The 25052-nt window shown below is 62.6% G+C and carries 19 protein-coding genes; 14 read left to right on the top strand and 5 right to left on the bottom strand.

From position 1 onward, the window contains the following. The first annotated feature begins 31 nt into the window (after nt 1-31). From dksA to HWQ56_RS03890, 14 genes are all read left to right on the top strand, one after another. Nucleotides 32-478, top strand: coding sequence for an RNA polymerase-binding protein DksA (gene dksA / locus HWQ56_RS03955; RefSeq protein ID WP_158153739.1), 447 nt, complete (start codon nt 32-34; stop codon nt 476-478). Nucleotides 479-554: 76 nt separating this feature from the next. Beyond that, nucleotides 555-1445, top strand: coding sequence for a tRNA glutamyl-Q(34) synthetase GluQRS (gene gluQRS / locus HWQ56_RS03950; protein WP_176569838.1), 891 nt, complete (start codon nt 555-557; stop codon nt 1443-1445). Nucleotides 1446-1621: 176 nt separating this feature from the next. Next, nucleotides 1622-1798, top strand: a complete 177-nt coding sequence (locus HWQ56_RS03945; RefSeq protein WP_003250005.1) for a hypothetical protein — start codon at nt 1622-1624, stop codon at nt 1796-1798. Next, nucleotides 1782-4736, top strand: a complete 2955-nt coding sequence (locus HWQ56_RS03940; RefSeq protein ID WP_176569837.1) for a sensor histidine kinase — start codon at nt 1782-1784, stop codon at nt 4734-4736. Before HWQ56_RS03945 ends, HWQ56_RS03940 begins: the two co-directional genes overlap by 17 nt. A 22-nt stretch (nt 4737-4758) precedes the next feature. Continuing rightward, nucleotides 4759-6198, top strand: a complete 1440-nt coding sequence (locus HWQ56_RS03935) for a sigma-54-dependent transcriptional regulator (protein ID WP_158153736.1) — start codon at nt 4759-4761, stop codon at nt 6196-6198. A 707-nt stretch (nt 6199-6905) separates the two neighbouring features. Beyond that, nucleotides 6906-8297: a polynucleotide adenylyltransferase PcnB gene (locus HWQ56_RS03930; protein ID WP_176569836.1), complete on the top strand. Its 1392-nt coding sequence runs from the start codon at nt 6906-6908 to the stop codon at nt 8295-8297. A 3-nt stretch (nt 8298-8300) separates the two neighbouring features. Further along, nucleotides 8301-8780 carry a 2-amino-4-hydroxy-6-hydroxymethyldihydropteridine diphosphokinase gene (gene folK / locus HWQ56_RS03925; RefSeq protein ID WP_176569835.1) on the top strand — a complete coding sequence of 160 codons (480 nt, stop codon included), beginning with the start codon at nt 8301-8303 and terminating at the stop codon, nt 8778-8780. A 269-nt stretch (nt 8781-9049) separates the two neighbouring features. Next, nucleotides 9050-9850 carry a 3-methyl-2-oxobutanoate hydroxymethyltransferase gene (gene panB, locus HWQ56_RS03920; protein WP_158155546.1) on the top strand — a complete coding sequence of 267 codons (801 nt, stop codon included), beginning with the start codon at nt 9050-9052 and terminating at the stop codon, nt 9848-9850. After that, nucleotides 9847-10701, top strand: a complete 855-nt coding sequence (gene panC / locus HWQ56_RS03915) for a pantoate--beta-alanine ligase (protein WP_158155548.1) — start codon at nt 9847-9849, stop codon at nt 10699-10701. Before panB ends, panC begins: the two co-directional genes overlap by 4 nt. Nucleotides 10702-10917: 216 nt before the next feature. After that, nucleotides 10918-12582 (top strand): glucose-6-phosphate isomerase, encoded by a 1665-nt coding sequence (gene pgi, locus HWQ56_RS03910; protein ID WP_158155550.1) that lies wholly within the window; start codon nt 10918-10920, stop codon nt 12580-12582. Nucleotides 12583-12694: 112 nt separating this feature from the next. After that, the gene (gene acs, locus HWQ56_RS03905; RefSeq protein WP_176569834.1) at nt 12695-14632 is read left to right on the top strand and encodes an acetate--CoA ligase; all 1938 of its coding nucleotides are present in this window, start codon (nt 12695-12697) and stop codon (nt 14630-14632) included. Between the two features lie 19 nt (nt 14633-14651). After that, nucleotides 14652-15521, top strand: a complete 870-nt coding sequence (locus HWQ56_RS03900) for an oxygenase MpaB family protein (RefSeq protein ID WP_176569833.1) — start codon at nt 14652-14654, stop codon at nt 15519-15521. A gap of 112 nt (nt 15522-15633) precedes the next feature. Then, entirely contained in the window at nt 15634-16650 is a 1017-nt protein-coding gene (locus tag HWQ56_RS03895; protein WP_176569832.1) for a class I SAM-dependent rRNA methyltransferase, read from the top strand. A gap of 127 nt (nt 16651-16777) precedes the next feature. Continuing rightward, nucleotides 16778-19714: a DUF748 domain-containing protein gene (locus HWQ56_RS03890; protein ID WP_176569831.1), complete on the top strand. Its 2937-nt coding sequence runs from the start codon at nt 16778-16780 to the stop codon at nt 19712-19714. 571 nt (nt 19715-20285) lie between these two features. On the opposite strand, the gene HWQ56_RS03885 is transcribed toward HWQ56_RS03890, so the two are convergent. From HWQ56_RS03885 to rbfA, 5 genes are all read right to left on the bottom strand, one after another. Then, nucleotides 20286-20624 carry a BON domain-containing protein gene (locus HWQ56_RS03885; RefSeq protein WP_158157546.1) on the bottom strand — a complete coding sequence of 113 codons (339 nt, stop codon included), beginning with the start codon at nt 20622-20624 and terminating at the stop codon, nt 20286-20288. A gap of 285 nt (nt 20625-20909) precedes the next feature. Beyond that, nucleotides 20910-23015 carry a polyribonucleotide nucleotidyltransferase gene (gene pnp, locus HWQ56_RS03880; RefSeq protein ID WP_176569830.1) on the bottom strand — a complete coding sequence of 702 codons (2106 nt, stop codon included), beginning with the start codon at nt 23013-23015 and terminating at the stop codon, nt 20910-20912. A 253-nt stretch (nt 23016-23268) separates the two neighbouring features. After that, nucleotides 23269-23538, bottom strand: a complete 270-nt coding sequence (rpsO, locus tag HWQ56_RS03875) for a 30S ribosomal protein S15 (protein WP_158157548.1) — start codon at nt 23536-23538, stop codon at nt 23269-23271. A 116-nt stretch (nt 23539-23654) separates the two neighbouring features. Continuing rightward, the gene (gene truB / locus HWQ56_RS03870) at nt 23655-24572 is read right to left on the bottom strand and encodes a tRNA pseudouridine(55) synthase TruB (protein ID WP_176569829.1); all 918 of its coding nucleotides are present in this window, start codon (nt 24570-24572) and stop codon (nt 23655-23657) included. Nucleotides 24573-24575: 3 nt separating this feature from the next. Continuing rightward, nucleotides 24576-24977 (bottom strand): 30S ribosome-binding factor RbfA, encoded by a 402-nt coding sequence (gene rbfA / locus HWQ56_RS03865; RefSeq protein ID WP_176569828.1) that lies wholly within the window; start codon nt 24975-24977, stop codon nt 24576-24578. Nucleotides 24978-25052 lie beyond the last annotated feature (75 nt).

The raw sequence follows: 25052 nt of genomic DNA, 5'->3' as shown, positions 1-25052 counted from the left end.
ATGGATTAGAAGAGCGAGAGGCGGTCAACCAATGTCCACCAATGAAAAGCAAGCATCTACCCAAACACTGGAAAGTGGCTTCGAGCCTTATGTTGCGGCTCCCGGCGAGGAGTACATGGGTAAACCCATGCGCGCACACTTCACCAAGATTCTGCAGAAATGGAAACAAGACCTCATGGTCGGCGTCGACAAGACCGTTGACCACATGAAGGATGAGGCAGCCAACTTTCCCGACCCCGCTGACCGTGCCAGCCAGGAAGAAGAATTCGCCCTGGAACTGCGTGCCCGTGATCGTGAACGCAAGCTGATCAAGAAAATCGACAAGACCCTGCAACTGATCACCGACGAAGAATACGGCTGGTGCGAGTCGTGTGGTGTCGAGATCGGTGTCAAACGCCTCGAAGCTCGCCCTACCGCCGACCTGTGCGTCGACTGCAAGACCCTCGCTGAGATCAAGGAAAAACAGGTCGGCAAATGACCTGTCGCACCCGGGGCGCGCATCGCGCCCCGGGGCCCCTGCCCCCCTTCGCCAATTTATCCAGTAACCTGTTCCCATGAACACGCCTGCCTACATTGGCCGCTTCGCGCCAACCCCCAGTGGTTTCCTGCATTTCGGCTCGCTGGTCGCCGCCCTCGCCTCCTACCTGGACGCCCGCGCTGTTGGCGGCCGCTGGTTGCTGCGCATGGAAGACCTGGACCCACCGCGGGAAATGCCCGGTGCCCAGGCGGCCATCCTGACGGCTTTGGAAAACTACGGCTTTGAGTGGGACGGTGAAGTGGCCTATCAAAGCCAGCGCCATGACGCTTATGGCCAGCTGATCGACCGGTTGTTCCAGCAAGGGCTGGCCTATGCCTGTACCTGCTCGCGCAAGCAGCTGGAGCCCTACCAGGGCATCTATCCCGGCCTGTGCCGCAACGCCGGGCATGGCCAGCACGACGCGGCCATTCGCATCCGCGTACCGGAATTGAACTACGCCTTCGAGGACCGCGTGCAGGGGCGTTTCGCGCAGCATCTGGGGCGCGATTCCGGTGATTTCGTGATTCGCCGCCGCGACGGCCTCTATGCGTACCAGTTGGCTGTGGTCTTGGACGATGCCTGGCAGGGGGTGACGCACATCGTGCGCGGCGCCGACCTGCTGGACTCCACGCCCCGCCAGTTATACCTGCAAGAGCTGCTGGGCTTGCCCCAGCCCAGGTACCTGCACGTGCCGCTGATCATCCAGCCCGATGGCAACAAATTGGGCAAGAGCTACCGTTCGCCACCCTTGCAGGCCGACGAAGCCGGGCCGTTGCTGTTGCGCGCCTTGCGTGCCCTGGGGCAACCGGCCCCTGCCGAGCTGCATGACGCTACTGCGAATGAAATACTGGGCTGGGGCATCACCCATTGGGATGCCAGCCTGATTCCCCGCGTTCTCACGTTGGCCGAGGCGCAACTGCAGCCTTGAACCTGGACGGCGCGTCTGGGGCCGACGCGGCCTGGTCCGCTGCTGCGGGCTATGTAGCGAACTTCCAGTTGCACTACGCGGCGCTTGCGTTACCATCGCCGCACCGTTTTTGCCCATGCGTACAATAATAAGTCGAGCACCCTGGGGTTTGACGTTCATCCACTGAGGAGGCCGGCATGTATATCTACCGTTTGGTCCTACTGCTGGTAGTCGGTATCTACCTGTTCTCCCCCGCGATCATGGACTGGTGGATAGAACCGACCGGCGCCTGGTATCGGCCTTATCTGCTGTGGCTGATCCTGATCGTGGTGACTTTCATTCTCCAGAGCCAACGTGATGCCGATGAGCTTTAGCCTCACCCAGATGATCCTGATCAGCGCCTGCTACCTGCTGGTGCTGTTCGGCGTGGCCTGGGTCAGCGAACGTGGAATGATCCCGCGCGCAATCATTCGCCACCCCCTCACCTACACCCTGTCGCTGGGCGTGTACGCCAGCGCCTGGGCGTTCTACGGTACGGTGGGCCTGGCTTACCAGTACGGCTACGGTTTCCTGGCGTGTTACCTGGGGGTGTCCGGCGCCTTTCTGCTGGCGCCGGTGCTGCTGTACCCCATACTGAAGATCACCCGCACCTATCAGTTGTCGTCCCTGGCTGACCTGTTCGCCTTCCGCTTTCGCAGCACCTGGGCCGGCGCGCTGACCACCGTGTTCATGCTCATCGGCGTGCTGCCCCTGCTGGCCCTGCAGATTCAGGCCGTGGCCGACTCCATCAGCATCCTCACCCGCGACCCGGTACAGAACCGCGTAGCCCTGGCCTTCTGCGCCCTGATCACACTGTTCACCATTTTCTTCGGTTCGCGCCACATCGCCACCCGCGAAAAACATGAAGGCCTGGTGTTCGCCATCGCCTTCGAGTCGATCATCAAGCTGGTGGCCGTGGGCGGCATTGGCCTGTACGCCCTGTACGGCGTGTTCAACGGCCCCCACGAACTGGAACTCTGGCTGCTGCAGAACCAGACCGCCCTCGCCGCCTTGCACACCCCGCTGCAGGAAGGCCCCTGGCGTACCCTGCTGCTGGTGTTCTTCGCCTCGGCCATCGTGATGCCGCACATGTACCACATGGCCTTCACCGAAAACCTCAACCCGCGCTCGCTGGTCAGCGCCAGCTGGGGCCTGCCGTTGTTCCTGCTGCTGATGAGCCTGGCGGTGCCGCTCATTCTGTGGGCCGGCCTGCGCCTGGGCGCCACCACCAGCCCGGAATACTTCACCCTGGGCGTGGGCATCGCCGCCAACAGCAAGGCCTTGGCGCTACTGGCCTATGTGGGTGGGCTGTCAGCCTCCAGCGGGCTGATCATCGTCACCACCCTGGCGCTGTCGGGCATGGCGCTCAACCACCTGGTGCTGCCCCTGTACCAGCCACCGGCCGAAGGCAACATCTACCGCTGGCTGAAGTGGACGCGGCGTGGGCTGATCGTGGCCATCATCATGGCCGGCTACGCCTTCTACCTGCTGCTGGGCACCGCCCAGGACCTGGCCAACCTGGGCATCGTCGCCTTCGTCGCCACCCTGCAATTCCTGCCAGGGGTGCTGTCGGTGCTGTACTGGCCGACCGCCAACCGCCGGGGCTTCATCGCCGGGCTGCTGGCCGGCATCCTGGTGTGGATGGTGACCATGCTGTTGCCGCTGATCGGCAACCTGCAGGGGTTCTACATCCCGCTGCTGAACATGATCTACGTGCTGGACGACACCAGCTGGCACATGGCGGCCATCGCCTCGCTGGCGGCCAACGTCCTGATGTTCACGCTGATTTCACTGTTCAGCAACCCCAGCGCCGAGGAGGCCAGCGCGGCTGAAGCCTGTGCCGTGGACAATGTACGCCGCCCCCAGCGTCGTGAATTGCATGCCGCCTCCCCCCAGGAATTCGCCACCCAACTGGCCAAGCCCCTGGGCGCAAAGGCCGCGCAAAAGGAAGTGGAACAGGCGCTGCGCGACCTGTACCTGCCGTTCGATGAGCGTCGCCCCTACGCCCTGCGCCGCCTGCGCGACCGTATCGAAGCCAACCTCTCGGGGTTGATGGGCCCCAGCGTGGCCCAGGACATGGTCGAGACCTTCCTGCCGTACAAGTCCGGCAATGAAAACTATGTGACCGAAGACATCCACTTCATCGAAAGCCGCCTGGAAGACTACCACTCACGCCTTACGGGCCTGGCCGCCGAACTGGACGCCCTGCGCCGCTACCACCGCCAGACCCTGCAAGAGCTGCCCATGGGCGTCTGTTCCCTGGCCAAGGACCAGGAGATCCTGATGTGGAACAAGGCCATGGAAGAACTGACCGGCATCGCTGCCCAGCGCGTCGTGGGCTCGCGCCTGATGACCATTGGCGAGCCGTGGCGCGGTTTGCTGCAAGGCTTCATCAACGTTCCCGATGAACACCTGCACAAACAGCGCCTGGGCCTGGACGGCCAGACCCGCTGGCTGAACCTGCACAAGGCGGCCATCGACGAGCCCCTGGCCCCCGGCAACAGCGGCCTGGTGCTGCTGGTCGAAGACCTCACCGACACGCAGATGCTGGAAGACAAGCTGGTGCACTCCGAACGCCTGGCCAGCATCGGCCGCCTGGCGGCCGGCGTGGCCCACGAAATCGGCAACCCGATCACCGGCATCGCCTGCCTGGCGCAGAACCTGCGCGAAGAGCGTGAGGAAGACGGTGAAATCACCGAGCTCAGCAGCCAGATCCTCGAACAGACCAAGCGTGTTTCACGCATCGTGCAGTCGCTGATGAGCTTCGCCCACGCCGGCAGCCACCAGCACAGCGATGAACCGGTGAACCTGTCGGAGGTAGCCCAGGATGCCATCGGCCTGCTGGCCCTGAACCGGCGCAATTTCGAAGTGCAGTTCTACAACCTGTGCGACCCCGATCACTGGGTGGAAGGCGACCCGCAGCGCCTGGCCCAGGTGCTGATCAACCTGCTGTCCAACGCCCGCGACGCCTCCAGCGCCGGCAGCGCCGTGCGGGTCAAGAGCGAAGCCAGCGAACACACCGTGGACCTGATCGTCGAGGACGAAGGCAGCGGCATTCCCAAGAACATCATGGACCGCCTGTTTGAACCCTTCTTCACCACCAAGGATCCGGGCGAGGGAACCGGACTGGGGCTTGCTCTGGTCTATTCCATCGTTGAAGAGCATTATGGACAGATCACCATCGACAGCCCGGCTGATACTCAAAGCCAGCGCGGTACCCGTATTCGGGTGACCTTGCCGCGACATGTCGAAGCGACGTCCGCCGTGAACTGAGACCGTCGAGAGAATTGAATCAATGCCGCACATTCTGATCGTCGAAGACGAAACCATTATTCGTTCTGCCCTGCGCCGCCTGCTTGAACGGAATCAGTACCAGGTCAGCGAAGCCGGCTCCGTGCAAGAAGCACAGGAACGCTTCTCAATTCCCACCTTCGACCTGATCGTCAGTGACCTGCGCCTGCCTGGCGCCCCGGGAACCGAGCTGATCAAGCTGGGCCAGGGCAAGCCGGTGCTGATCATGACCAGCTACGCCAGCCTGCGCTCGGCCGTGGACTCCATGAAAATGGGCGCGGTGGACTACATCGCCAAACCGTTCGACCACGATGAAATGCTGCAGGCCGTGGCGCGCATCCTGCGCGACCGCCAAAGTGCGCCCGCGACCGCCCCGGCGCCCGCGGAACGTGCCAATGGCAGCACCAAGGCGGCCGCCGGTGCCGAGAACGCCAATGGCGAAATCGGCATCATCGGCTCGTGCCCGCCCATGCAGGACATGTACAGCAAGATCCGCAAGGTGGCGCCTACCGACTCCAACGTGCTGATCCAGGGCGAGTCCGGTACCGGTAAAGAGCTGGTGGCCCGCGCCCTGCACAATCTGTCACGCCGGGCCAAGGCGCCGATGATCTCGGTCAACTGCGCGGCCATTCCGGAAACCCTGATCGAGTCCGAGCTGTTTGGCCACGAGAAAGGTGCGTTCACCGGCGCCAGCGCGGGTCGTGCTGGCCTGGTGGAAGCGGCGGACGGCGGCACGCTGTTCCTCGACGAAATCGGCGAACTGCCCCTGGAAGCCCAGGCGCGCCTGTTGCGCGTGCTACAGGAAGGCGAGATCCGCCGGGTAGGCTCGGTGCAGTCGCAAAAAGTCGATGTGCGCCTGATCGCCGCCACCCACCGGGACCTCAAGAGCCTGGCCAAGGTGGGCCAGTTCCGGGAAGACCTTTACTACCGTTTGCATGTGATCGCCCTGAAACTGCCGGCCCTGCGCGAGCGTGGTGCCGACGTCAACGAGATTGCCAACGCCTTCCTCGCCCGCCAGAGCGCCCGCATTGGCCGTAACGACCTGCGTTTCTCCGCCGAAGCGGAACAAGCCATTCGCCACTATTCGTGGCCCGGGAACGTACGGGAACTGGAAAACGCCGTGGAGCGCTCGGTGATCCTCAGCGAGAGCCCGGAAATTTCCGCCGAACTGCTGGGCATCGACATCGAGCTGGAAGATCTGGACGACGACGTGTTCGACCCACTGGCGTCCAACGCGGCCGGCAATGCCAATGGCACCAGCCACGAGCCCACCGAAGACCTGTCGCTGGAAGACTACTTCCAGCACTTCGTGCTCGAACATCAGGACCACATGACGGAAACCGAACTGGCGCGCAAGTTGGGCGTCAGCCGCAAGTGTTTGTGGGAACGACGCCAGCGCCTGGGTATACCGCGCCGCAAGTCGGGGGCCACCAGCGAAAGCTGATACGTTTCAGCTGTTACGCCACTGTCACGGGGTAACAGACGGGGCGCGTGACAAACTGTTACCCCCACCCGCGAGGCGTAACAAACGCCGAGTCGCAAGGTAACGAATGATGGCTTCATCAGGTAGTGGCTAAGCGCCCTAAATCAGCGCAAGCCCTTGTTTTACAGGGGTTTCAAAAAGTTGGCACGGCACCTGCTATGTATTTGGTACAAGAACAACAATAAGCAAATGACACACTAGAATAAAAACAAGATGAAACGGCTCACGCATAACAAGAACAACACGGCGGAGGCGCAGCTAACTGATTCTTTTGGAGAGGCGTTGTAACGCGGGGTTCGCCCCACAGCCAGGCAGAGAACAACAAAAACTGCACTAAAAAGCAGAGCCCGCACTGGATGACTACAACACAGCGACCAAAGCAATCCGTTTGCTCTTGACTCCCGGTTAGGGAGCAGCCCACAGGCAAAGACCTTCTGGGCAGGGCGTTAACAAAAACAAGAAGCCCGAACAAAAAACAAGAAGAGCATGCAACTACATTCTGGGGGAGCTTCGGCTCCCCTTGTGGTTTCCGGCCCCCTGATTTTTCGCGTTTCGTCCCCCTCCTTGCGCTGCGTCCTACACCATCCCCCGACTAAATGCTAGAATCCCCGCCCATCATGCGGTCATTCTCCATTCATGGCCGAACATTCCTTCAAACAGTGCATCCCATGCTGAAGAAGCTGTTCCAGTCTTTCCGTACCCCCGTGCGTCGTGTGCAGCACCTGCGCACCACGCCCGAAGTGCTCAATAGCGGGCAACACTCGCTGCAGCGCAACCAGTTCAGCCGCCATGCGGTGAGCATCGTCGAACGCCTGCAGAACGCGGGCTATCAGGCCTATCTGGTGGGCGGTTGCGTGCGTGACATGCTGCTCAACATCACCCCTAAGGACTTCGACGTCGCCACCAGCGCCACCCCCGAACAAGTGCGTGCGGAGTTTCGCAACGCCCGGGTGATCGGCCGGCGGTTCAAGCTGGTGCATATCCATTTCGGCCGCGAAATCATCGAGGTCGCGACCTTCCGCGCCAATCATCCCCAGGATGAGGAAGAGGAAGACAGCAACCAGTCGTCGCGCAACGAAAGCGGTCGCATCCTGCGCGACAACGTGTACGGCACCCTCGAAGAGGACGCCCAGCGTCGCGATTTCACCATCAACGCCTTGTATTACGACCCTGTCAGCGAGCGCATCCTCGATTACGCCAACGGCGTGCACGACATCCGCAACCGCCTGATCCGCCTGATCGGCGATCCGGTGCAGCGCTATCAGGAAGACCCAGTGCGCATGCTGCGGGCCGTGCGGTTCGCCGCCAAGCTGGACTTCGGCATCGAGAAGCATACTGCCGCGCCGATCCGCGAACTGGCGCCCATGCTGCGCGAGATCCCGTCGGCCCGGCTGTTCGAGGAGAGCCTGAAGCTGTTCCTCTCGGGCAACGCCGCCGACACCTTCGAAATGCTGGTGGACCTGCAGTTGTTCGACCCACTGTTCCCGGCCAGCACCGAAGCCCTGGAGCATTCGCCCACCTATACCCACACGCTGATCAGCGAAGCGCTGAAGAACACCGACCTGCGCGTCAAGCAGGGCAAGCCGGTGACCCCGGCGTTCCTGTTCGCTGCCCTGCTGTGGCCGGCCCTGCCCGCCCGCGTGCTGCGCCTGCAGGAACGCGGCATGCCGCCGATCCCGGCCATGCAGGAAGGCGCTCACGAACTGATCGCCGAGCAATGTCAACGTATCGCCATCCCCAAGCGTTTCACCATCCCGATCCGCGAGATCTGGGACATGCAGGAACGCCTGCCACGGCGCAGCGGCAAGCGCGCCGACCTGTTGCTGGACAACCCGCGCTTCCGTGCCGGCTACGACTTCCTGCTGCTGCGTGAAAGCGCCGGCGAGCAGACTGACGGCCTGGGCGAATGGTGGACCGACTACCAGGACGCCAACGACAGCGAGCGTCGCGACATGATCCGCGACCTGGGCAGCAAGGACGAAGCCGGCACCGGCCCGCGCAAGCGCAAGCGCACGGGGGCCAAGCGCAAGCGTAACGCCGCGGCAGACTCGGGCGAATAAGCGATGGAAGTCGTGTACATCGGTCTGGGCAGCAACCTGGCCGAACCCGCCGAGCAACTGCGCCAGGCCATCCAAGCGCTGGCGCAGTTGCCATCGAGCCAGGGCTTGCAGGTGTCGTCGCTGTACAGCAGTGAGTCGCTGTCACCCGGCCAGCCGCGCTACACCAATGCGGTAGCGCGCCTGGAAACCGAACTGGCGCCGTTGGCGTTGCTCGACGCCCTGCAGGCCATCGAAAATGAACAAGGGCGTGTGCGGGCCGAGCGCTGGGGGCCACGCACGCTGGACCTCGACGTTCTGCTGTTCGGCGACCGCGTCATCGATGAGCCTCGGCTAAAGGTGCCGCATTACCATATGCAGGCGCGGGCTTTCGTGTTGTACCCGCTGGCCGAGGTGGCGCCGCCTGGCTTGCGGCTGGCAGATGGGCGCTTGCTGGTCGATCTCCTGGCGGCCTGTCCGTTCGAGGGGCTGGAGCGGTTGGCGTGAGGCTCCATCGGGGCTGACCGCTGCATGCCCTGGCGCATGCAGCCCCCCGGTAACACCCGTTCGCCCCACCCAGTAACACCCCCGTAACACATCCAATTGACTTCCCGCCCCCTCCTCACGACTATAGGCATCCCGTTGCTCACTAACGCAGCAAAACGGCGCGGAGCGGCCGCTGTGTGGCCGTTTCCAAAACATCACGCTTAGATGATGTTGTGTTTGAACCGCTTACTGACAGCAGTAATCACGGCGCCCGACTGAGGACACTTTTGATGCCACAAATCACCCTGACCACCCTGCAGAGCCTCAAGCTCAAGGGTGAGAAAATCGCCATGCTGACCTGCTATGACGCAACGTTCGCCCATGAGGCCAGCCAGGCGGGTGTGGAAATCCTGCTGATCGGCGACTCGCTGGGCATGGTCCTGCAGGGCCATGACAGCACACTGCCCGTCACCAACGCCGACATGGCCTACCACGTGGCCAGCGTGAAACGCGGCAACAAGGGCGCGCTGATCATGGCGGACTTGCCGTTCATGGCCTGCGCCACCCTGGAACAGACGTTCGCCAACAGCGCACAACTGATGCAGGCCGGCGCCCACATGGTCAAGGTCGAGGGCGCGGCCTGGCTGGCCGACTCCATCCGCATGCTCGCCGAGCGCGGCGTGCCGGTGTGCGTGCACATGGGGTTGACGCCCCAGACCGTCAACGTGCTGGGTGGCTATAAAGTGCAAGGCCGCCAGGAAGCCCAGGCCCGGCAGATGCGTGCCGATGCCATTGCCCTGGAACAGGCGGGTGCCGCCATGATCCTGCTGGAGTGCGTCCCCAGCGAGCTGGCCAGCGAAATCACCCAGGCGGTGAAGATCCCGGTCATCGGCATCGGCGCCGGTGCCGGCGTTGACGGTCAGGTGCTGGTGTTGCACGACATGCTCGGGCTGTCGCTGACAGGCCGCACGGCCAAGTTCGTGAAGAACTTCCTGGCCGGCCAGCCCGATATCCAAGGCGCACTGCAAGCCTATGTAAAAGGCGTCAAAGACGTCAGTTTCCCCGGTCCCGAACACGGATTTAGTGCATGAACACCGTAAAAAACGTCAAGGAGTTGCGCGCTGCCGTGGCTCGCGCCCGCAGCGAAGGCAAGCGTATCGGCTTCGTGCCGACCATGGGCAACCTGCACAGCGGCCACGCCGCCCTGGTCACCAAGGCCGCCCAGCGCGTCGACTTCGTGGTGGCGAGTATCTTCGTCAACCCGCTGCAGTTTGGCCCCAGCGAAGACCTGGACAAATACCCGCGCACCCTGGCCGCCGACCAGGAGCGGCTGATCCAGGCGGGCTGCCACCTGCTGTTCGCCCCCACCGTGCAAGAGATGTACCCCGACGGCATGGCCGTGCAAACCCGCGTCAGCGTTCCGCACCTGTCCGAAGGCCTGTGTGGCGCCAGCCGCCCCGGGCATTTCGAAGGCGTGGCCACGGTGGTCAGCAAGCTGTTCAACATGGTCCAGCCGGACCTGGCCGTGTTCGGCCAGAAAGACTACCAGCAGCTGGCGGTGATCCGCGCCCTGGTGCGCGACCTGAACATGCCCATCCAGATCATCGGCGAACCCACGGTACGCGCCGAGGACGGCCTGGCGCTGTCGTCGCGCAATGGCTACCTCACCGCCGAACAGCGCAACGCCGCGCCCGTGCTGTACCGCGCCCTGCAGCACGTGGCCCAGGCCATCACCGGCGGTGAGCGTGATTACGAACGCCTGCTGGCCGAGGCCCGCGCACAGATCGAAGCAGCAGGTTTCAAGCCTGACTACTTCGAAGTGCGCCACGGCATCAACCTGCGCCCCGCCACCACCGAAGACCGCGACCTGGTGATCATCGCCGCCGCCTACCTGGGCACCACGCGGCTGATCGACAATCTGCACCTGAACCTCGACGCCTGACTGCTATCCTGCAAAGCCCGGCGCCTGAAAAAGTACCGGGCAGCGCGCAGACAGAAGGGCGATAGAGGGTTACTGTGGCAGCTGGCTTGCCAGCGCGCTTTGTCAGCGCCCCGAAAGCTCGCTGGCAAGCCAGCTCCCACAGGTTGCAACATTCATGCAACTGGCCGGGATCCGACCGTGTCCAAAGGCTGTTCAAGTACAAGGAAACCCGCAGCGATGGCGTATTACCGCACCCCCCACGACGTTACCGCTCTGCCCGCCTGGCAGGCGCTTACCCAGCACCGCCAGGCCATGCAGGATTTCAGCATGCGCGAGGCTTTCGCAGCCGACCCACAGCGCTTCCATCAATTTTCCCTGAGCGGTTGCGGCCTGTTCCTCGACTACTCGAAAAACCTGATCACCACCGAGACCCGCGAATTGCTGGTCAAACTGGCCAATGAAGTTGACCTGCAAGGCGCCATCAAGTCGATGTTCGCCGGCGAACTGCTCAACTCCTCCGAAGGCCGCCCGGCGTTGCACACCGCCCTGCGCCGCCCGGTGGGCGACAAGCTGAACGTCAACGGCAGCAACATCATGCCGGAAGTACACAAGGTGCTGAACCAGATCACCGAACTGGTGGGGCGCATCCACGACGGCCTGTGGCGCGGCTACACCGAGAAGCCCATCACCGACGTGGTGAACATCGGTATCGGTGGCTCGTTCCTCGGCCCTGAGCTGGTCTCCGAAGCCCTGCTGCCTTACGCCCAGAAAGGCGTGCGCTGCCACTACCTGGCCAACATCGACGGTAGCGAGTTCCACGAGCTGACCACCAAACTGCGCGCCGAGACCACGCTGTTCATCGTCTCGTCGAAGTCGTTCAGCACCCTGGAAACCTTGAAGAACGCCCAGGCCGCCCGCGGCTGGTACCTCGCCCAGGGCGGCACGGAAGCCGAGCTGCACCGCCACTTCATCGCCGTGTCGAGCAACAACGCCGCGGCCGTGGCGTTCGGTATCCGTGAAGAGAACATCTTCCCGATGTGGGACTGGGTAGGTGGGCGTTATTCGCTGTGGTCCGCCATCGGCCTGCCGATCGCCCTGGCCATCGGCACCGCCAACTTCAAGGAACTGCTGTCCGGTGCCTACACCATGGACCAGCATTTCCAGACCGCGCCGTTCGAACAGAACATGCCCGTGCTGCTGGCCTTGCTGGGCGTATGGTACGGCAACTTCTGGGGTTCGCAGTCCCATGCGATCCTGCCGTACGACCACTACCTGCGCAACATCACCAAGCACCTGCAGCAACTGGACATGGAGTCCAATGGCAAGAGCGTGCGCCAGGACGGCTCGCCGGTCACCACCGACACCGGCCCGGTCATCTGGGGTGGCGTGGGTTGCAACGGCCAGCACGCCTACCACCAGCTGCTGCACCAGGGCACCCAACTGATCCCGGCCGACTTCATCGTGCCGGTAGTCAGCTTCAACCCGGTGTCGGACCACCACCAGTGGCTGTTCGCCAACTGCCTGTCCCAGAGCCAGGCGCTGATGCTGGGCAAGACCCGCGCCGAAGCCGAGGCCGAGCTGCGCGAAAAAGGCATGTCCGAGGCCGAGGTGCAGAAACTGGCGCCGCACAAGGTCATCCCGGGCAACCGCCCGAGCAACACCCTGGTGGTGGAGCGCATCAGCCCGCGCCGCCTGGGCGCCCTGGTGGCCATGTACGAGCACAAGGTGTTCGTGCAGAGCGTGCTGTGGGGCATCAACGCCTTCGACCAATGGGGCGTGGAGCTGGGCAAGGAACTGGGCAAGGGCGTGTACCAGCGCCTGACCGGCGGCATCGAAGAGCCGGCCGAAGACGCGTCTACCCAGGGCCTGATCAACTACTTCCGCGGTCGCCACCGCGGTTGAGTCCAGCCTGAAAAACAATCCCCTCCCTGTGAGGGGATTTTTTTTGCCAGCACCTGCAGCGCTCAGCAGGGCTAAGCTTGAGGGGTGACCTAGCAGAACAAGGAACACCGCCATGTTCGATATCACCGCCTACCCGAAAGCGGACGCCGTGCGCCGTGGCGCCAGCCTGGACGATGCCGGCTACCAGCGTCTGTACCGTCAGTCCATCGACCAACCCGACGCCTTCTGGGCCGAACAGGCCGAAAAATTCATCGACTGGATAAGCCCCTGGACCCACGTGCACCACAGCGACCTGCACAAGGGCCAGTCGAGCTGGTTCGAGGGCGCTCACCTCAACGTTGCCTACAACTGTATCGACCGCCATCTGGCCAGCCGCGGCAATCAGGTGGCGATCATCTGGGAAGGCGACAACCCGGTGGAGTCCGCCGAGATCACCTACCGCAAGCTGCACCACAACGTCTGCCGGCTGGCCAACGTGCTCAAGGAGCGCGGCGTAGGCAAAGGTGACCGGGTATGCATCTACATGCCCATGATCCCTGAAGCCGCCTACGCCATGCTCGCTTGCGCGCGCATCGGTGCGGTGCACTCGGTGGTGTTCGGCGGCTTCTCGCCCGAGGCGCTGCGCGACCGCATCCTGGACGCCGATTGCCGCACGGTGATCACTGCCGACGAAGCCGTACGCGGCGGCAAATACACCCCGCTGAAAAACAATGTCGACACGGCCTTGCAAGGCTGCCCGGCCGTTACCACTGTGCTGGTGGTGCAGCGCACCCAAGGTGAGGTGCAATGGTCGCCGGGCCGGGATCTCTGGTACCACGAGGCCGTTCACGGGGTCCGCGACGAGTGCCCGCCCGAGCCCATGGGCAGTGAAGACCCTCTGTTCATCCTGTATACCTCCGGTTCCACCGGCAAGCCCAAGGGCGTGCTCCACACCACTGGCGGCTACTTGCTGCAAGCGGCCATGACCTTCAAGTACGTGTTCGATTACCGCGAAGGCGAGGTGTTCTGGTGCACGGCCGACGTTGGCTGGGTAACCGGCCACAGCTATATCGTCTACGGACCCCTGGCCAACGGCGCCACCACGCTGATCTACGAGGGCGTGCCCAATTACCCGGATGCCTCGCGCTTCTGGCAGATCATCGACAAGCAGCATGTGAATATCTTCTACACCGCCCCCACGGCCCTGCGCGCCCTGATGCGCGAAGGGCTGGGGCCGCTGGCCAGTACCTCGCGCGAAAGCCTGCGGCTGTTGGGCAGCGTCGGCGAGCCGATCAACCCCGAGGCCTGGCACTGGTACTTCGAAGAGGTCGGCAAGCAACGCTGCCCTATCGTCGACACCTGGTGGCAGACCGAGACCGGCGCCATCATGCTCACGCCCCTGCCCGGCACCCGGCGCATCAAGCCCGGCTGCGCCACCCAGCCCTTCTTCGGCGTGCAACCGTTGCTGCTGGACGAACAGGGCAAGGTGCTGGAGGGCCCCGGCAGCGGCCTGTTGGTGATCAAGGCCAGTTGGCCCGGGCAGATCCGCAGCGTCTACGGCGATCATCAGCGCATGCTGGATACCTACTTCAAGCCCTTCCCCGGTTATTATTTCACCGGCGACGGTGCCCGGCGTGACGAAGACGGCGACCTGTGGATAACCGGCCGCGTGGATGACGTGATCAACGTATCGGGGCACCGCATCGGTACCGCAGAAGTGGAAAGCGCGCTGGTGTTGCATGACAGTGTCGCCGAAGCGGCCGTGGTCGGTTACCCTCACGACCTCAAGGGCCAGGGCATCTACGCCTTCGTCACGCCCATGCAAGGGGTGACGCCGGACGATGCACTGCTGCAGGCGCTGCAACAGCAGGTGGGCAAGGAGATTGGCCGCTTCGCCAAGCCCGACCTGATCCAGTGGGCACCTGCCTTGCCCAAGACCCGTTCCGGGAAGATCATGCGCCGCATTCTGCGCAAGATCGCCTGCAATGAAACCGAGAGCCTGGGCGATACCTCGACCCTGGCCGATCCCAGTGTGGTGCAGGGCCTGATCGATCAGCGCCTGAACCGCTGAGCCCAGACCCCGACTGCCCATGGAATTCATTCGCCGCCGTATCGAGAAACAAGTGTTGAGCCTCACCGGCCTGTCCCTGGGCAAGCTGGACCTGGAAAACCCGCGGGGCGACCCGGGCCTGTTCGGCCCCCAGGCGGTGTGCTGGCAGGTGCATGCCGACTTCACCAGCATGCTGGTGGGCGGCATTGCCGCACTGATGCTCCAGGCCCTGCACCCCCTGGCCCTCGCCGGGGTGTGGGACCACTCCAACTTTCGCACCGACATGCTGGGCCGGCTGCGGCGCACCGGGCAGTTCATCTCCGGCACTACGTTCGGCGCCACCGGCGACGCCAACTGGCTGATCGACAAGGTACGCACCATCCACCTGCAGGTGGTGGGCCATGCCGAAGATGGCCGCGCCTATGCGGCCAGTGACCCGGACCTGCTGACCTGGGTGCATGTAGCCGAGGTCAGCCACTTTCTCGCCGCGCATTTGCGCTACCGTAACCCGCACCTGTCATTGGCCGACCAGGACCGCTACTACGCCGAGATTGCCCTGGTGGCCGAGCGGCTGGGCGCACGCGATGTACCCGCGTCCCGGCAGCAAATCGCCGATTACCTGGAAGGCATTCGCCCGCAACTGGTGTGCGACCACCGCAGCCGCGAGGTCATTCGGTTGCTGCTCGACGCGCCTGCGCCCAGCCGCCTGGCCAAGCCGTTCGGGGCATTGATGATGCAGGCCGGGGTAGACCTGTTACCGGATTGGGCGAGCGACATGCTGGAACTGCCCCAGGGGGATCTGAAGCGCCGGCTCGTGCGCGGCGGCATCGGCGGTACCGCACCGATCCTGCGCTGGGCGGTGCGCGATGGTTCCGCGCACCGGGCGCGACGGCGCATGGGGATGGCCTGACACGGCGTATTGACTGTTTCCCGAGCTCCGCCCGGTCCCACAGGGAATATCAGGTTCACCCCACAGCCCACAACGATTAAACTGGCAGATCTTTCTTCAAGGCGTACAGCGCATGTCCACTGTGAACAAGGCGCTGCGCGCCGCTCTCGACTCCCGCAAAGACCTCCTGCCCCAGCTACACGCCGAAGCCACCGACTGCTACCGCCTGTTTCACGGCAGCCAGGAGGGCGCCGGTGGCCTCACCGTGGACCGCTACGGCCCGCAGCTGATGGTACAAAGCTTCCACCAACCGTTGGAACGCGACGACCTGCTGGCCCTTCATGAGGCCATCAACCGTGAATTGGGGCAGGACCTGCTGCTGGTCTACAACGACCGCTCCCGGGGCAACTCGCGCATCGACCGCCAGGACACCGTCTACCAGGCCGACGAAGCCGCCCTGGTGGACCTGGTGGGCCACGAATGGGGCCTGAACTACCGGGTGCGCGGCCGTCATGCCGGGCAGGACCCGCTGCTGTTCCTGGACCTGCGCAACGCCCGCGGTTGGGTCAAAGCCAACAGCCAGGGCAAAAGCGTGCTCAACCTGTTCGCCTACACCTGTGGCGTGGGCCTGAGCGCCGCGGCCGGCGGGGCCCGCGAAGTAGTGAACCTGGACTTCGCCGAGGGCAACCTGGCAGTAGGCAAGGAGAACGGCGCGCTCAACCCACACCTGCCGGCCATGGGCTTTGTGCAGTCGGATTACTTCCCCGCTATCCGCCAATTGGCCGGCTTGCCGATCAGCCAGCGCCGCGGGCAGAAATTGCCCAGCTATGCGCGGCTGGAGCAGCGCCAGTTCGACCTGGTATTCCTCGACCCACCCGCCTGGGCCAAGAGTGCTTTCGGCACCGTCGACCTGCTGCGCGACTACCAGAGCCTGCTCAAACCCGCCCTGTTGGCCACGGCCGACGATGGCGTGCTGATCTGCTGCAACAACCTGGCGAAAGTGGCATTGGACGACTGGCGTGAACAAGTGCTGCGCTGCGCCGAGAAAGCCGGGCGCCCGGTACGCGATTGGCAGGTCATCACCCCGGCGGCCGACTTTCCCTCCCAGGACGGTCAGCCACCACTCAAGACCCTGGTGTTGCAGCTGTGAAACAGCTGTAAAAGCAAATACTGCGTAACGGTTTAGAAAATTCGTACACACAATACGGACATGTCTTCGGAACCAGATTGGCGTGCCATACTCCAAGCACTCCCATTCCACGCAGTAGACGCCTCACATGCCCAAAGGATTGTTACGCGCCCTCGCCGCCGTGCTGACCCTGATCGCGCTTTACAGCCTGCTGGGCTTCCTGATTCTGCCGGGCGTTGGCCTGCGCATCGCCAATCAGCAACTGGCCAAGTACGCCAGCGTGCCGGCCCACCTGGAACGGCTGGAGTTCAACCCCTTCAGCCTGGAGTTGACGGTGTGGGGCTTGCACATTGGCGAGCCGGGCATCGAGCAGGTGGGCTTCGAACGGCTGTACGCCAACCTGCAGATCGACAGCCTGTGGACCAAGGCCCTGCACCTGGAAGCCGTGGAGCTGGACAAACCGCGCACCGAACTGCTCTTCAACAAAGACGGCAGCCTCAACCTGGCCCAACTGTTCAAGCTGCCGGCCAGCGCGCCGGCCAAACCTGACGAGCCCGCCAGCAAACCGTTCCCCCTACGCATTGGCAGCATCAAGCTGAACGAAGGCTATCTGCACTTCAAGGACGTGCGCCCCAGCGAACCCATCGAATTCCTCTACAACTCGATGAACCTGGAACTGAAGAACCTCAGCACCCTGCCCGAAGACAACGCCGACATGACCATGGTGGCCGCCGGCCCCGACGGCGGGCAGATCGACTGGAAAGGCCGCATCAGCCTGGTACCGATCACCTCCGAAGGCTCGTTGAAGGTTACCGACGCCAAGATGAAGGTCTGGTGGCCCTATGTGCGCGATGCCCTGCCGTTGGCCCTGCAGGACGGCATCCTCAACCTGAGCACCGACTACTCGCTGAACCTGTCCAAGGACACCCAGCTGAACCTGACCAATGCCTCGGTCAGCGTCGCACCCTTTGCCCTGAATGCCCCGGATGGCCGGCCACTGGTCAAGCTCGAACGCCTGGATGTCAGCGAAACCTCGGTGGACCTGGCCAAGCAAGTGGTCACCGTCGGCAAGATCCGCAGCAGCAAGCTGGAAACCTGGGCCGCGCGCGAAGCCGATGGCCAACTGGACTGGCAGAAGCTGTTTGCTACACCCAAAGCCCCGCCACCGCCACCGCAGAAGGCCGCCCCGGCCACGGCCGATGCCAAGCCCGAAACCCAGCCGGTGCCCAGCGCACCGAGCAAGCCGTGGCAGGTGCTGCTCAAGGACGTGCAGCTGCGTGACTACCAGGTACACCTGGCCGACCGCATGCAGAAGGAACCGGTGGCAGTCGAGCTGGGCCCGCTGAACGTCGACGTGCAGAACTTCGACAGCCTCAACCAGTCGCCTTTCACGCTCAAGCTCGATACTGGCCTGGGTAAACAGGGCAAGATCAGCGCCAGTGGCGAGGTCAACCTGGCGCCTGTCACGGCCAAGCTCAAGGTCAACACCCAGGACATCGACCTGCGCGTGGCTCAGGCCTACATCACCCCGTTCATCCGCCTGGAACTGCGCAGCGGGCGCCTGGGCAGTGACCTGGCGGTGAACCTGAAGAACATCGACCCGCTCACCCTGAGCATCACTGGTAGTGCCAAGGTCGATCAATTGCAGACCCTGGACACCCTCAAGGGCCGCGACTTCGTGAAGTGGGAAAACCTGCAGCTCGACGGCCTGGACTATGAGCATGGGGCCAGCCTGAGCATCGACAAGGTGACCCTGACCCAGCCTTACGCACGGTTCATGATCAACGAAGACCGCACCACCAGCGTCAATGACCTGCTGATTCCCCAGGCACAGAACCCGCAGACCCAGGCCAACGCCAAGCCCGCGGCCGCCAGCAAGCCGATGGCCATCCATGTGGGCGGTGTGAGCATCAAGGGCGGCTCGGCGTATTTCGGCGACTTCAGCCTCAAGCCGAATTTCGCCACCAATATCCAGGACCTCACCGGTACCATCGGGACCATCGACAGCCAGCAGCAGAAACCGGCCAAGGTGGACATCAAGGGCAAGGTGGACCGCTATGCACCCGTGACCATCGCCGGCGCCCTGACGCCGTTCGACCCCATGGCCAGCCTGGATATCGACACCCGCTTCAACCGCCTTGAGCTCACTACCCTCACGCCCTACTCGGGCAAGTTCGCCGGCTACCGCATACGCAAGGGCCGGATGAACCTGGAACTGCACTACGTGATCACCAAAGGCCAGCTCAAGGCCGAAAACAAAGTACTGGTCGACCAACTGGAACTGGGCGAAAAAGTCGACAGCCCGGACGCCGTCAGCCTGCCGGTGAAACTGGCGATTGCCTTGCTCAAGGACGTCAACGGCCAGATCAACATCGAACTGCCCATTACCGGCGACCTCAACAACCCGCAATTCAGCGTGATGCCCATCGTCTGGCAGACCCTGCGCAACCTGGTGGTCAAAGCGGTGGCCGCGCCCTTCAAGTTGCTCGGCAGCCTGGTCAGTGGCGGCGACTCGGCCGACCTGAGCAACATCGCCTTCGCCCCGGGTTCCAGCGACCTGAGCCCCAGCGCCCAGGCCAACCTGCTCAAGCTGGCCGCCGGCCTCAAGAGCCGCCCCGGCCTGCACCTGGAGGTGGCCGGTGCGGCGGCGGTCAGCAGTGATGGCCCGCTGGTTGCCCAGCAACGCCTTGAGCAGGAATACCAGAGCACCTACTTCAAGACCCTGCAACGCCGCGGCGACAAGGTGCCGGCCAACGCCAACCTGCTCACCGTGCCCGAGGACGAGAAAGCCCCCATGCTGCCGGCCATCTACCGCACCCAGCTCAACCAGCAGCCGCCTGTGGCATGGGAGCAGTTGGAGAAGAAGCAGCGCGAAGCCAACCTGCATGACGCCGTGATCAAGTCCTGGGCTGGCAGCGAGCCATTGCTGCGCGCCCTGGGGCAAGCCCGGGCCGCGGCTATCAAGGCGTTCCTGGTGGACAAGGGGCAGTTGCCGGACGAGAAGGTGTTTCTCATCGATACGGTCATAGGTGATGCGCAGAAAGACGGTAGCGTGGTGACTGAGATGCAGGTGAATGCTGACTGACCTTGGTGCCATGCGCGACTAAACGCACGGGCATAAAAAAGGTTCTTCACGGATTGCCGGGAAAGTTGGTGGTGCTTACAAAGATCTGTAGTGAACAAACAAGGCGGACGAGGTGATCTCACAGACATGACTGGCCCGAAACAGATGTGGGACCAGGCTTGCCTGGGAAGCGCCGCGCGGGCGGCGCTCGGTTTCAAGGGCGCAGAAAAGACCAAGACATGCATCTGGTAGCCTTGATGCAATTGCAAGGCAGGCCGACAAAATGTTCATCGGAGCTCCTGGCTGGGGATTGCATAAGGACCTCCAAGCGCCAGGCGATGTTGTTGTGTCGCTGTTGAAATCGAGCGCCGTCCGCACGGCGCTTCCCGGGCAAGGGCTAGGCGCCCCCCCGCTCCCACATCCGTTTCGGGCCAGTTATTTCTGTGAGATCACCTGCTCCGCCTTGTTTGTTCACTACAGATGTTTGTAGGGACCACCCGCTTTCCCGGGACTCCGTGAAGAACCAAAAAAAAGCCCCGACACTGGGCCGGGGCTTTGAGTGGGCACATCCTGTGCCCGTCGCATGAATCTGTTACTGGGTTTCCAGCGCGTCAGCCGAAACCGATTTGACGTGCTTGGTTTTCTTGGCAATGTTGACGGCGGTGGTTTTCTGAGCCGAGGTCAGGGTAGTGCCAGCCTTGGAGGCCAGGGTCACGACGCCGTGGTTGGTTTCAACGGTGATGTCGCTGCCTGGAATGCCTTTCTCGGTCAGCAGGTTGGCTTTGACCTTGGTGGTGATCCAGGTGTCGGAGCCAGCTTGTTCGGTCTTGGCCACGGTGCCGTTGGTGGTGGTTTCAGCGGCGAACGCGAAGTTGCCCATGGCCAGGGTCAGAGCGGTAGCAGTAGCGGCAGCAATAGCGAACTTTTTCATACGAGTCACTCCTGTTTTTCGAGAAGTCTGCGCCAGGTTAGGTTGGCGGCAGGGTTACCTAGAGTGTTGCAGGGCCTGTGCCAACCTCTTATTTAAATAATTTTCTTTAAAATCAATAGGTTATAAACAGTCGCATTTTTGCTGATCGTGCATATTGCATGTTCGGCGCCAAAACCGCGTGCAAGTTGCATGTCCGCTAAAGAACTGGGTGAAAACAAACGCCCCCAGCCGCAAGCGCATAAAAAAAGGGCCCCGAAGGGCCCTTTTTTCAAATGCTAAGGGTTATTACACACCCGAAGCCTTTGCAGCAGCGACGTCCTTGATGGACAGCTTGATACGGCCGCGGTTGTCTACGTCCAGTACCAGTACTTCAACCTCCTGACCTTCTTTCAGGATGTCGGTCACCTTCTCGACACGAGCGTCGCTCAGCATCGAGATGTGAACCAGACCGTCCTTGCCAGGCAGGATGTTGACGAACGCGCCGAAGTCGACGATGCGCTCAACCTTGCCGACGTAGATCTTGCCGATTTCAGCTTCGGCAGTGATCGACAGCACGCGCTGCTTGGCAGCGTCGGCCGCTTCCTTGGTTTCGCCGAAGATCTTGATCGAGCCATCGTCTTCGATGTCGATCGAGGCCTTGGTTTCCTCGCAGATAGCGCGGATGGTGGCGCCACCTTTACCGATGACGTCACGGATCTTGTCGGTGTCGATCTTCATCGAGATCATGGTCGGAGCGTTCTCGGACAGCTCTTCACGCGACTTGCCGATGATCTGGTTCATCTGGTCGAGGATGTTCAGGCGCGCTTCCAGGGCCTGGCCCAGGGCGATTTCCATGATCTCTTCGGTGATGCCGTTGATCTTGATGTCCATCTGCAGGGCAGTCACACCCTTGGCAGTACCGGCTACCTTGAAGTCCATGTCGCCCAGGTGGTCTTCGTCACCCAGGATGTCGGTCAGGATGGCGAACTTCTCGCCTTCTTTGACCAGGCCCATGGCGATACCGGCAACCGGCGCCTTCATCGGCACGCCGGCGTCCATCAGGGCCAGGGAAGCGCCACAGACCGAAGCCATGGAGCTCGAACCGTTGGATTCGGTGATTTCCGACACCACGCGGATGGTGTAGGGGAATTCGTCGGCGGCAGGCAGCATGGCCTGAACCGAACGACGGGCCAGGCGGCCGTGGCCGATTTCGCGACGACCAGCACCGCCCATGCGACCACACTCGCCCACCGAGAACGGAGGGAAGTTGTAGTGCAGCATGAAGGGGTCTTTCTTCTCGCCTTCCAGGGTGTCCAGCAGCTGCGCGTCACGGGCAGTACCCAGGGTCGCGACGACCAGGGCCTGGGTTTCGCCACGGGTGAACAGGGCCGAGCCGTGGGTCTTGGGCAGCACGCCGACTTCGATGTTCAGCGGGCGCACGGTCTTGGTGTCGCGGCCGTCGATACGTGGCTTGCCGTTGACGATGTTTTCGCGAACGGTACGGTATTCGATTTCGCCGAATGCGGCTTTCACGTCAGCGGCGGAAGGCTGACCTTCCTCACCGGACAGCTTGGCCACGACCTGATCCTTCAGCTCGCCCAGGCGCGCGTAACGGTCGGCCTTGACGGTGATGGTGTAGGCCTCGGAGATCGCTGCGCCGAACTCGGCACGGATAGCGCCCAGCAGTTCGGTGGCTTCGGCTTGAGGTGCCCAGGCCCAGGTAGGCTTGGCAGCTTCGGCGGCCAGTTCCTTGACGGCGTTGATGACCGCCTGGAATTCGTCGTGGGCGAACAGCACGGCGCCCAGCATCTGGTCTTCGGTCAGCTCTTTGGCTTCCGACTCAACCATCAGCACGGCGTCGGAGGTACCGGCCACGACCATGTCCAGGCTGGAGGCAGCCAGTTGTTCGTAGGTTGGGTTCAGCAGGTAGCCAGTGCTTTCGTGGAACGCAACGCGGGCGGCGCCGATAGGGCCTTCGAACGGAATACCGGAGATGGCCAGGGCCGCCGAGGTACCGATCATGGCAGCGATGTCCGGATCGGTCTTCTTGCTGGTCGACACGACGGTGCAGACAACCTGCACTTCGTTCATGAAGCCTTCAGGGAACAGGGGGCGGATCGGACGGTCGATCAGGCGCGAGGTCAGGGTCTCTTTCTCGGAAGGACGGCCTTCGCGCTTGAAGAAACCACCAGGGATCTTGCCGGCGGCGTAGGTCTTTTCCTGGTAGTGCACGGACAGAGGGAAGAAGCCCTTGCCTGGATCAGCTTGCTTGGCGCCTACAACGGTGACCAGCACGGTGACGTCATTATCGACGGTGACCAGTACGGCGCCGGAGGCTTGACGGGCAATACGGCCAGTCTCGAGGGTGACGGTCGATTGACCGAACTGGAACTTCTTGATTACCGGGTTCACGGTTTCCTACCTTCTTCAGTTTGCTCTGGGGGAACTGGTTTCTTGCGAAATTCTTGGGCAGCAAGGGGAATCGGCCCTTTGGCAGTCCAGATAAAACTTGAGGCTGGAAGCCTGCCCTGCATCAACGCCTGAGCGCCCATGCAGAACAGCCAACCAACCTCATTGATACGCACGGCGTGTTCGTCAGCTCCGGCGCCAGGCGCCGGATTCGACGGAGGCAACACGCCGCGCACACCACAAGCCCGGGCCGCTGTTAGCGACGCAGACCCAGACGGCCGATCAGGGCGCTGTAACGAGTGGTGTCTTTGCCCTTCAGGTAGTCCAGCAGCTTACGACGCTGGTTAACCATACGGATCAGGCCACGACGCGAGTGGTGGTCTTTGCCGTTGGCCTTGAAGTGGCCTTGCAGCTTGTTGATGTTGGCAGTCAGCAGTGCAACCTGCACTTCTGGCGAACCGGTGTCGCCAGCGGCTTGCTGGAACTCACCAACGATCTTTGCTTTTTCTTCAACGTTAAGTGCCATGAGGGCATCTCCATTACTAAGGAAAACCGTTTGACCGGCTTCCAACAGGCCGAGGACAAATCCTCGTATTTAAAAGTGAGGGATAACCGTGCCTGTTAACAGCCACCCTCGTTCGGTCATTCTGACCGAATCAAGCGACGTGGCGCGATGCGCCCGTCTTCGCTCACTTCACCGATACCGATGAAGCGACCGTTGTGATCCTGCACCCGTACCATGCCGAATTTCGGCGCGTCCGGGGCTCTTACCGGTTGTCCGTGCAGCCAGTAGAACGCACTGTGCTCGGAGAACTGCAACAGGGGCCAATCCAGCAGGCCGCTGTCCGAAGGCATGAGGAACTGGTCGACCGCCTCGTTGCCGCCCTCGGCATGCACACGCTCGAGTTCTTCGAGGGTGACCGTCTGGGCCAGCGTGAAGGGGCCTGCCTGGGTGCGACGCAGTTCAGCGACGTACGCGCCGCAGCCCAATTGCTCACCGATGTCTTCCACCAGGGTACGGATATAGGTCCCTTTGGAGCACCCTACCGACAACCGTGCGCGAGTGTCATCGAAGGCCAGCAATTCCAACCGGTCAATAGTAACAGAACGCGCCTCGCGCTCCACTACTTCCCCTGCACGCGCCAGCTTGTAAAGCGGCTGGCCATCACGCTTGAGGGCAGAGTACATCGGCGGTATCTGACTGATTTGACCACGAAATTGTGGCAAAACGGCTTCGATATCGTTGCGACCAACGGTTACATCCCGGGTACGCAACACCTCGCCTTCGGCGTCGGCCGTGGTGGTGGTCTGGCCCATTTGCATGACCGTCTCGTAGCCCTTGTCGGAATCGAGCAGGTACTGGGAGAACTTGGTGGCCTCGCCGAAGCACAGCGGCAGCACGCCGGTGGCCAGAGGGTCGAGGCTGCCGGTGTGGCCGGCCTTTTCAGCATTGAGCAGCCAACGGACCTTCTGCAGGGCCGCGTTGGAGGTGAACCCCAGCGGCTTGTCCAGCAGGATGATACCGCTGACGTTACGACGGATACGCTTGACCTGAGCCACCGCTTACTCCTCGGTGCCTGGTTTGCTGTCGGAATCCTGGTGCTGGCTATCTTCGGCCACGGCACGCTCGATCAGCGCCGACAACTGGGCGCCACGGGTGACGCTCTCATCGTAATGGAAGTGCAACTGCGGCACGCTGCGCAGCTTCATTTCCTTGCCCAGGTGCACGCGCAGGAAGCCTGCGGCAGCATTCAGCACCTTGACGGTCTGCTTGATATCCTCGGCGCTGTCCTGGCCCATGACGGTGATGAACACCTTGGCATGGCCCACGTCACGGCTGACGTCGACGGCAGTGATGGTGACCAGGCCCACGCGTGGGTCCTTGACCTCACGGCGGATCAGTTGCGCCAGCTCGCGTTGCATCTGGTCGCCGATGCGCTGGGTACGGCTGTATTCTTTTGCCATGAATGCTTACCTGTAACTAAAGCGGCAAACGCCCGGCCAGGCGAAAGCCGGACCGGGCGTTGCGTTTAGAGTGGC

Origin of the sequence: Pseudomonas eucalypticola (assembly GCF_013374995.1) — a bacterium.
GTDB classification, from domain to species: Bacteria; Pseudomonadota; Gammaproteobacteria; order Pseudomonadales; family Pseudomonadaceae; genus Aquipseudomonas; species Aquipseudomonas eucalypticola.
Note: the sequence above shows the minus strand (reverse complement) of the source record. Positions and strands in the feature narration are given on the sequence as shown.

What these genes read in the sequence shown, in the direction of transcription:
- HWQ56_RS03885 (WP_158157546.1), bottom strand. Translation starts at nt 20,624, where the DNA reads ATGAAAAAGTTCGCTATTGCTGCCGCTACTGCTACCGCTCTGACCCTG.
- acs (WP_176569834.1), top strand. Translation starts at nt 12,695, where the DNA reads ATGTTCGATATCACCGCCTACCCGAAAGCGGACGCCGTGCGCCGTGGC.
- HWQ56_RS03890 (WP_176569831.1), top strand. Translation starts at nt 16,778, where the DNA reads ATGCCCAAAGGATTGTTACGCGCCCTCGCCGCCGTGCTGACCCTGATC.
- HWQ56_RS03940 (WP_176569837.1), top strand. Translation starts at nt 1,782, where the DNA reads ATGCCGATGAGCTTTAGCCTCACCCAGATGATCCTGATCAGCGCCTGC.
- rbfA (WP_176569828.1), bottom strand. Translation starts at nt 24,977, where the DNA reads ATGGCAAAAGAATACAGCCGTACCCAGCGCATCGGCGACCAGATGCAA.
- HWQ56_RS03930 (WP_176569836.1), top strand. Translation starts at nt 6,906, where the DNA reads ATGCTGAAGAAGCTGTTCCAGTCTTTCCGTACCCCCGTGCGTCGTGTG.
- gluQRS (WP_176569838.1), top strand. Translation starts at nt 555, where the DNA reads ATGAACACGCCTGCCTACATTGGCCGCTTCGCGCCAACCCCCAGTGGT.
- folK (WP_176569835.1), top strand. Translation starts at nt 8,301, where the DNA reads ATGGAAGTCGTGTACATCGGTCTGGGCAGCAACCTGGCCGAACCCGCC.
- HWQ56_RS03935 (WP_158153736.1), top strand. Translation starts at nt 4,759, where the DNA reads ATGCCGCACATTCTGATCGTCGAAGACGAAACCATTATTCGTTCTGCC.
- HWQ56_RS03945 (WP_003250005.1), top strand. Translation starts at nt 1,622, where the DNA reads ATGTATATCTACCGTTTGGTCCTACTGCTGGTAGTCGGTATCTACCTG.
- HWQ56_RS03900 (WP_176569833.1), top strand. Translation starts at nt 14,652, where the DNA reads ATGGAATTCATTCGCCGCCGTATCGAGAAACAAGTGTTGAGCCTCACC.
- pgi (WP_158155550.1), top strand. Translation starts at nt 10,918, where the DNA reads ATGGCGTATTACCGCACCCCCCACGACGTTACCGCTCTGCCCGCCTGG.
- dksA (WP_158153739.1), top strand. Translation starts at nt 32, where the DNA reads ATGTCCACCAATGAAAAGCAAGCATCTACCCAAACACTGGAAAGTGGC.
- HWQ56_RS03895 (WP_176569832.1), top strand. Translation starts at nt 15,634, where the DNA reads ATGTCCACTGTGAACAAGGCGCTGCGCGCCGCTCTCGACTCCCGCAAA.
- rpsO (WP_158157548.1), bottom strand. Translation starts at nt 23,538, where the DNA reads ATGGCACTTAACGTTGAAGAAAAAGCAAAGATCGTTGGTGAGTTCCAG.
- panC (WP_158155548.1), top strand. Translation starts at nt 9,847, where the DNA reads ATGAACACCGTAAAAAACGTCAAGGAGTTGCGCGCTGCCGTGGCTCGC.
- panB (WP_158155546.1), top strand. Translation starts at nt 9,050, where the DNA reads ATGCCACAAATCACCCTGACCACCCTGCAGAGCCTCAAGCTCAAGGGT.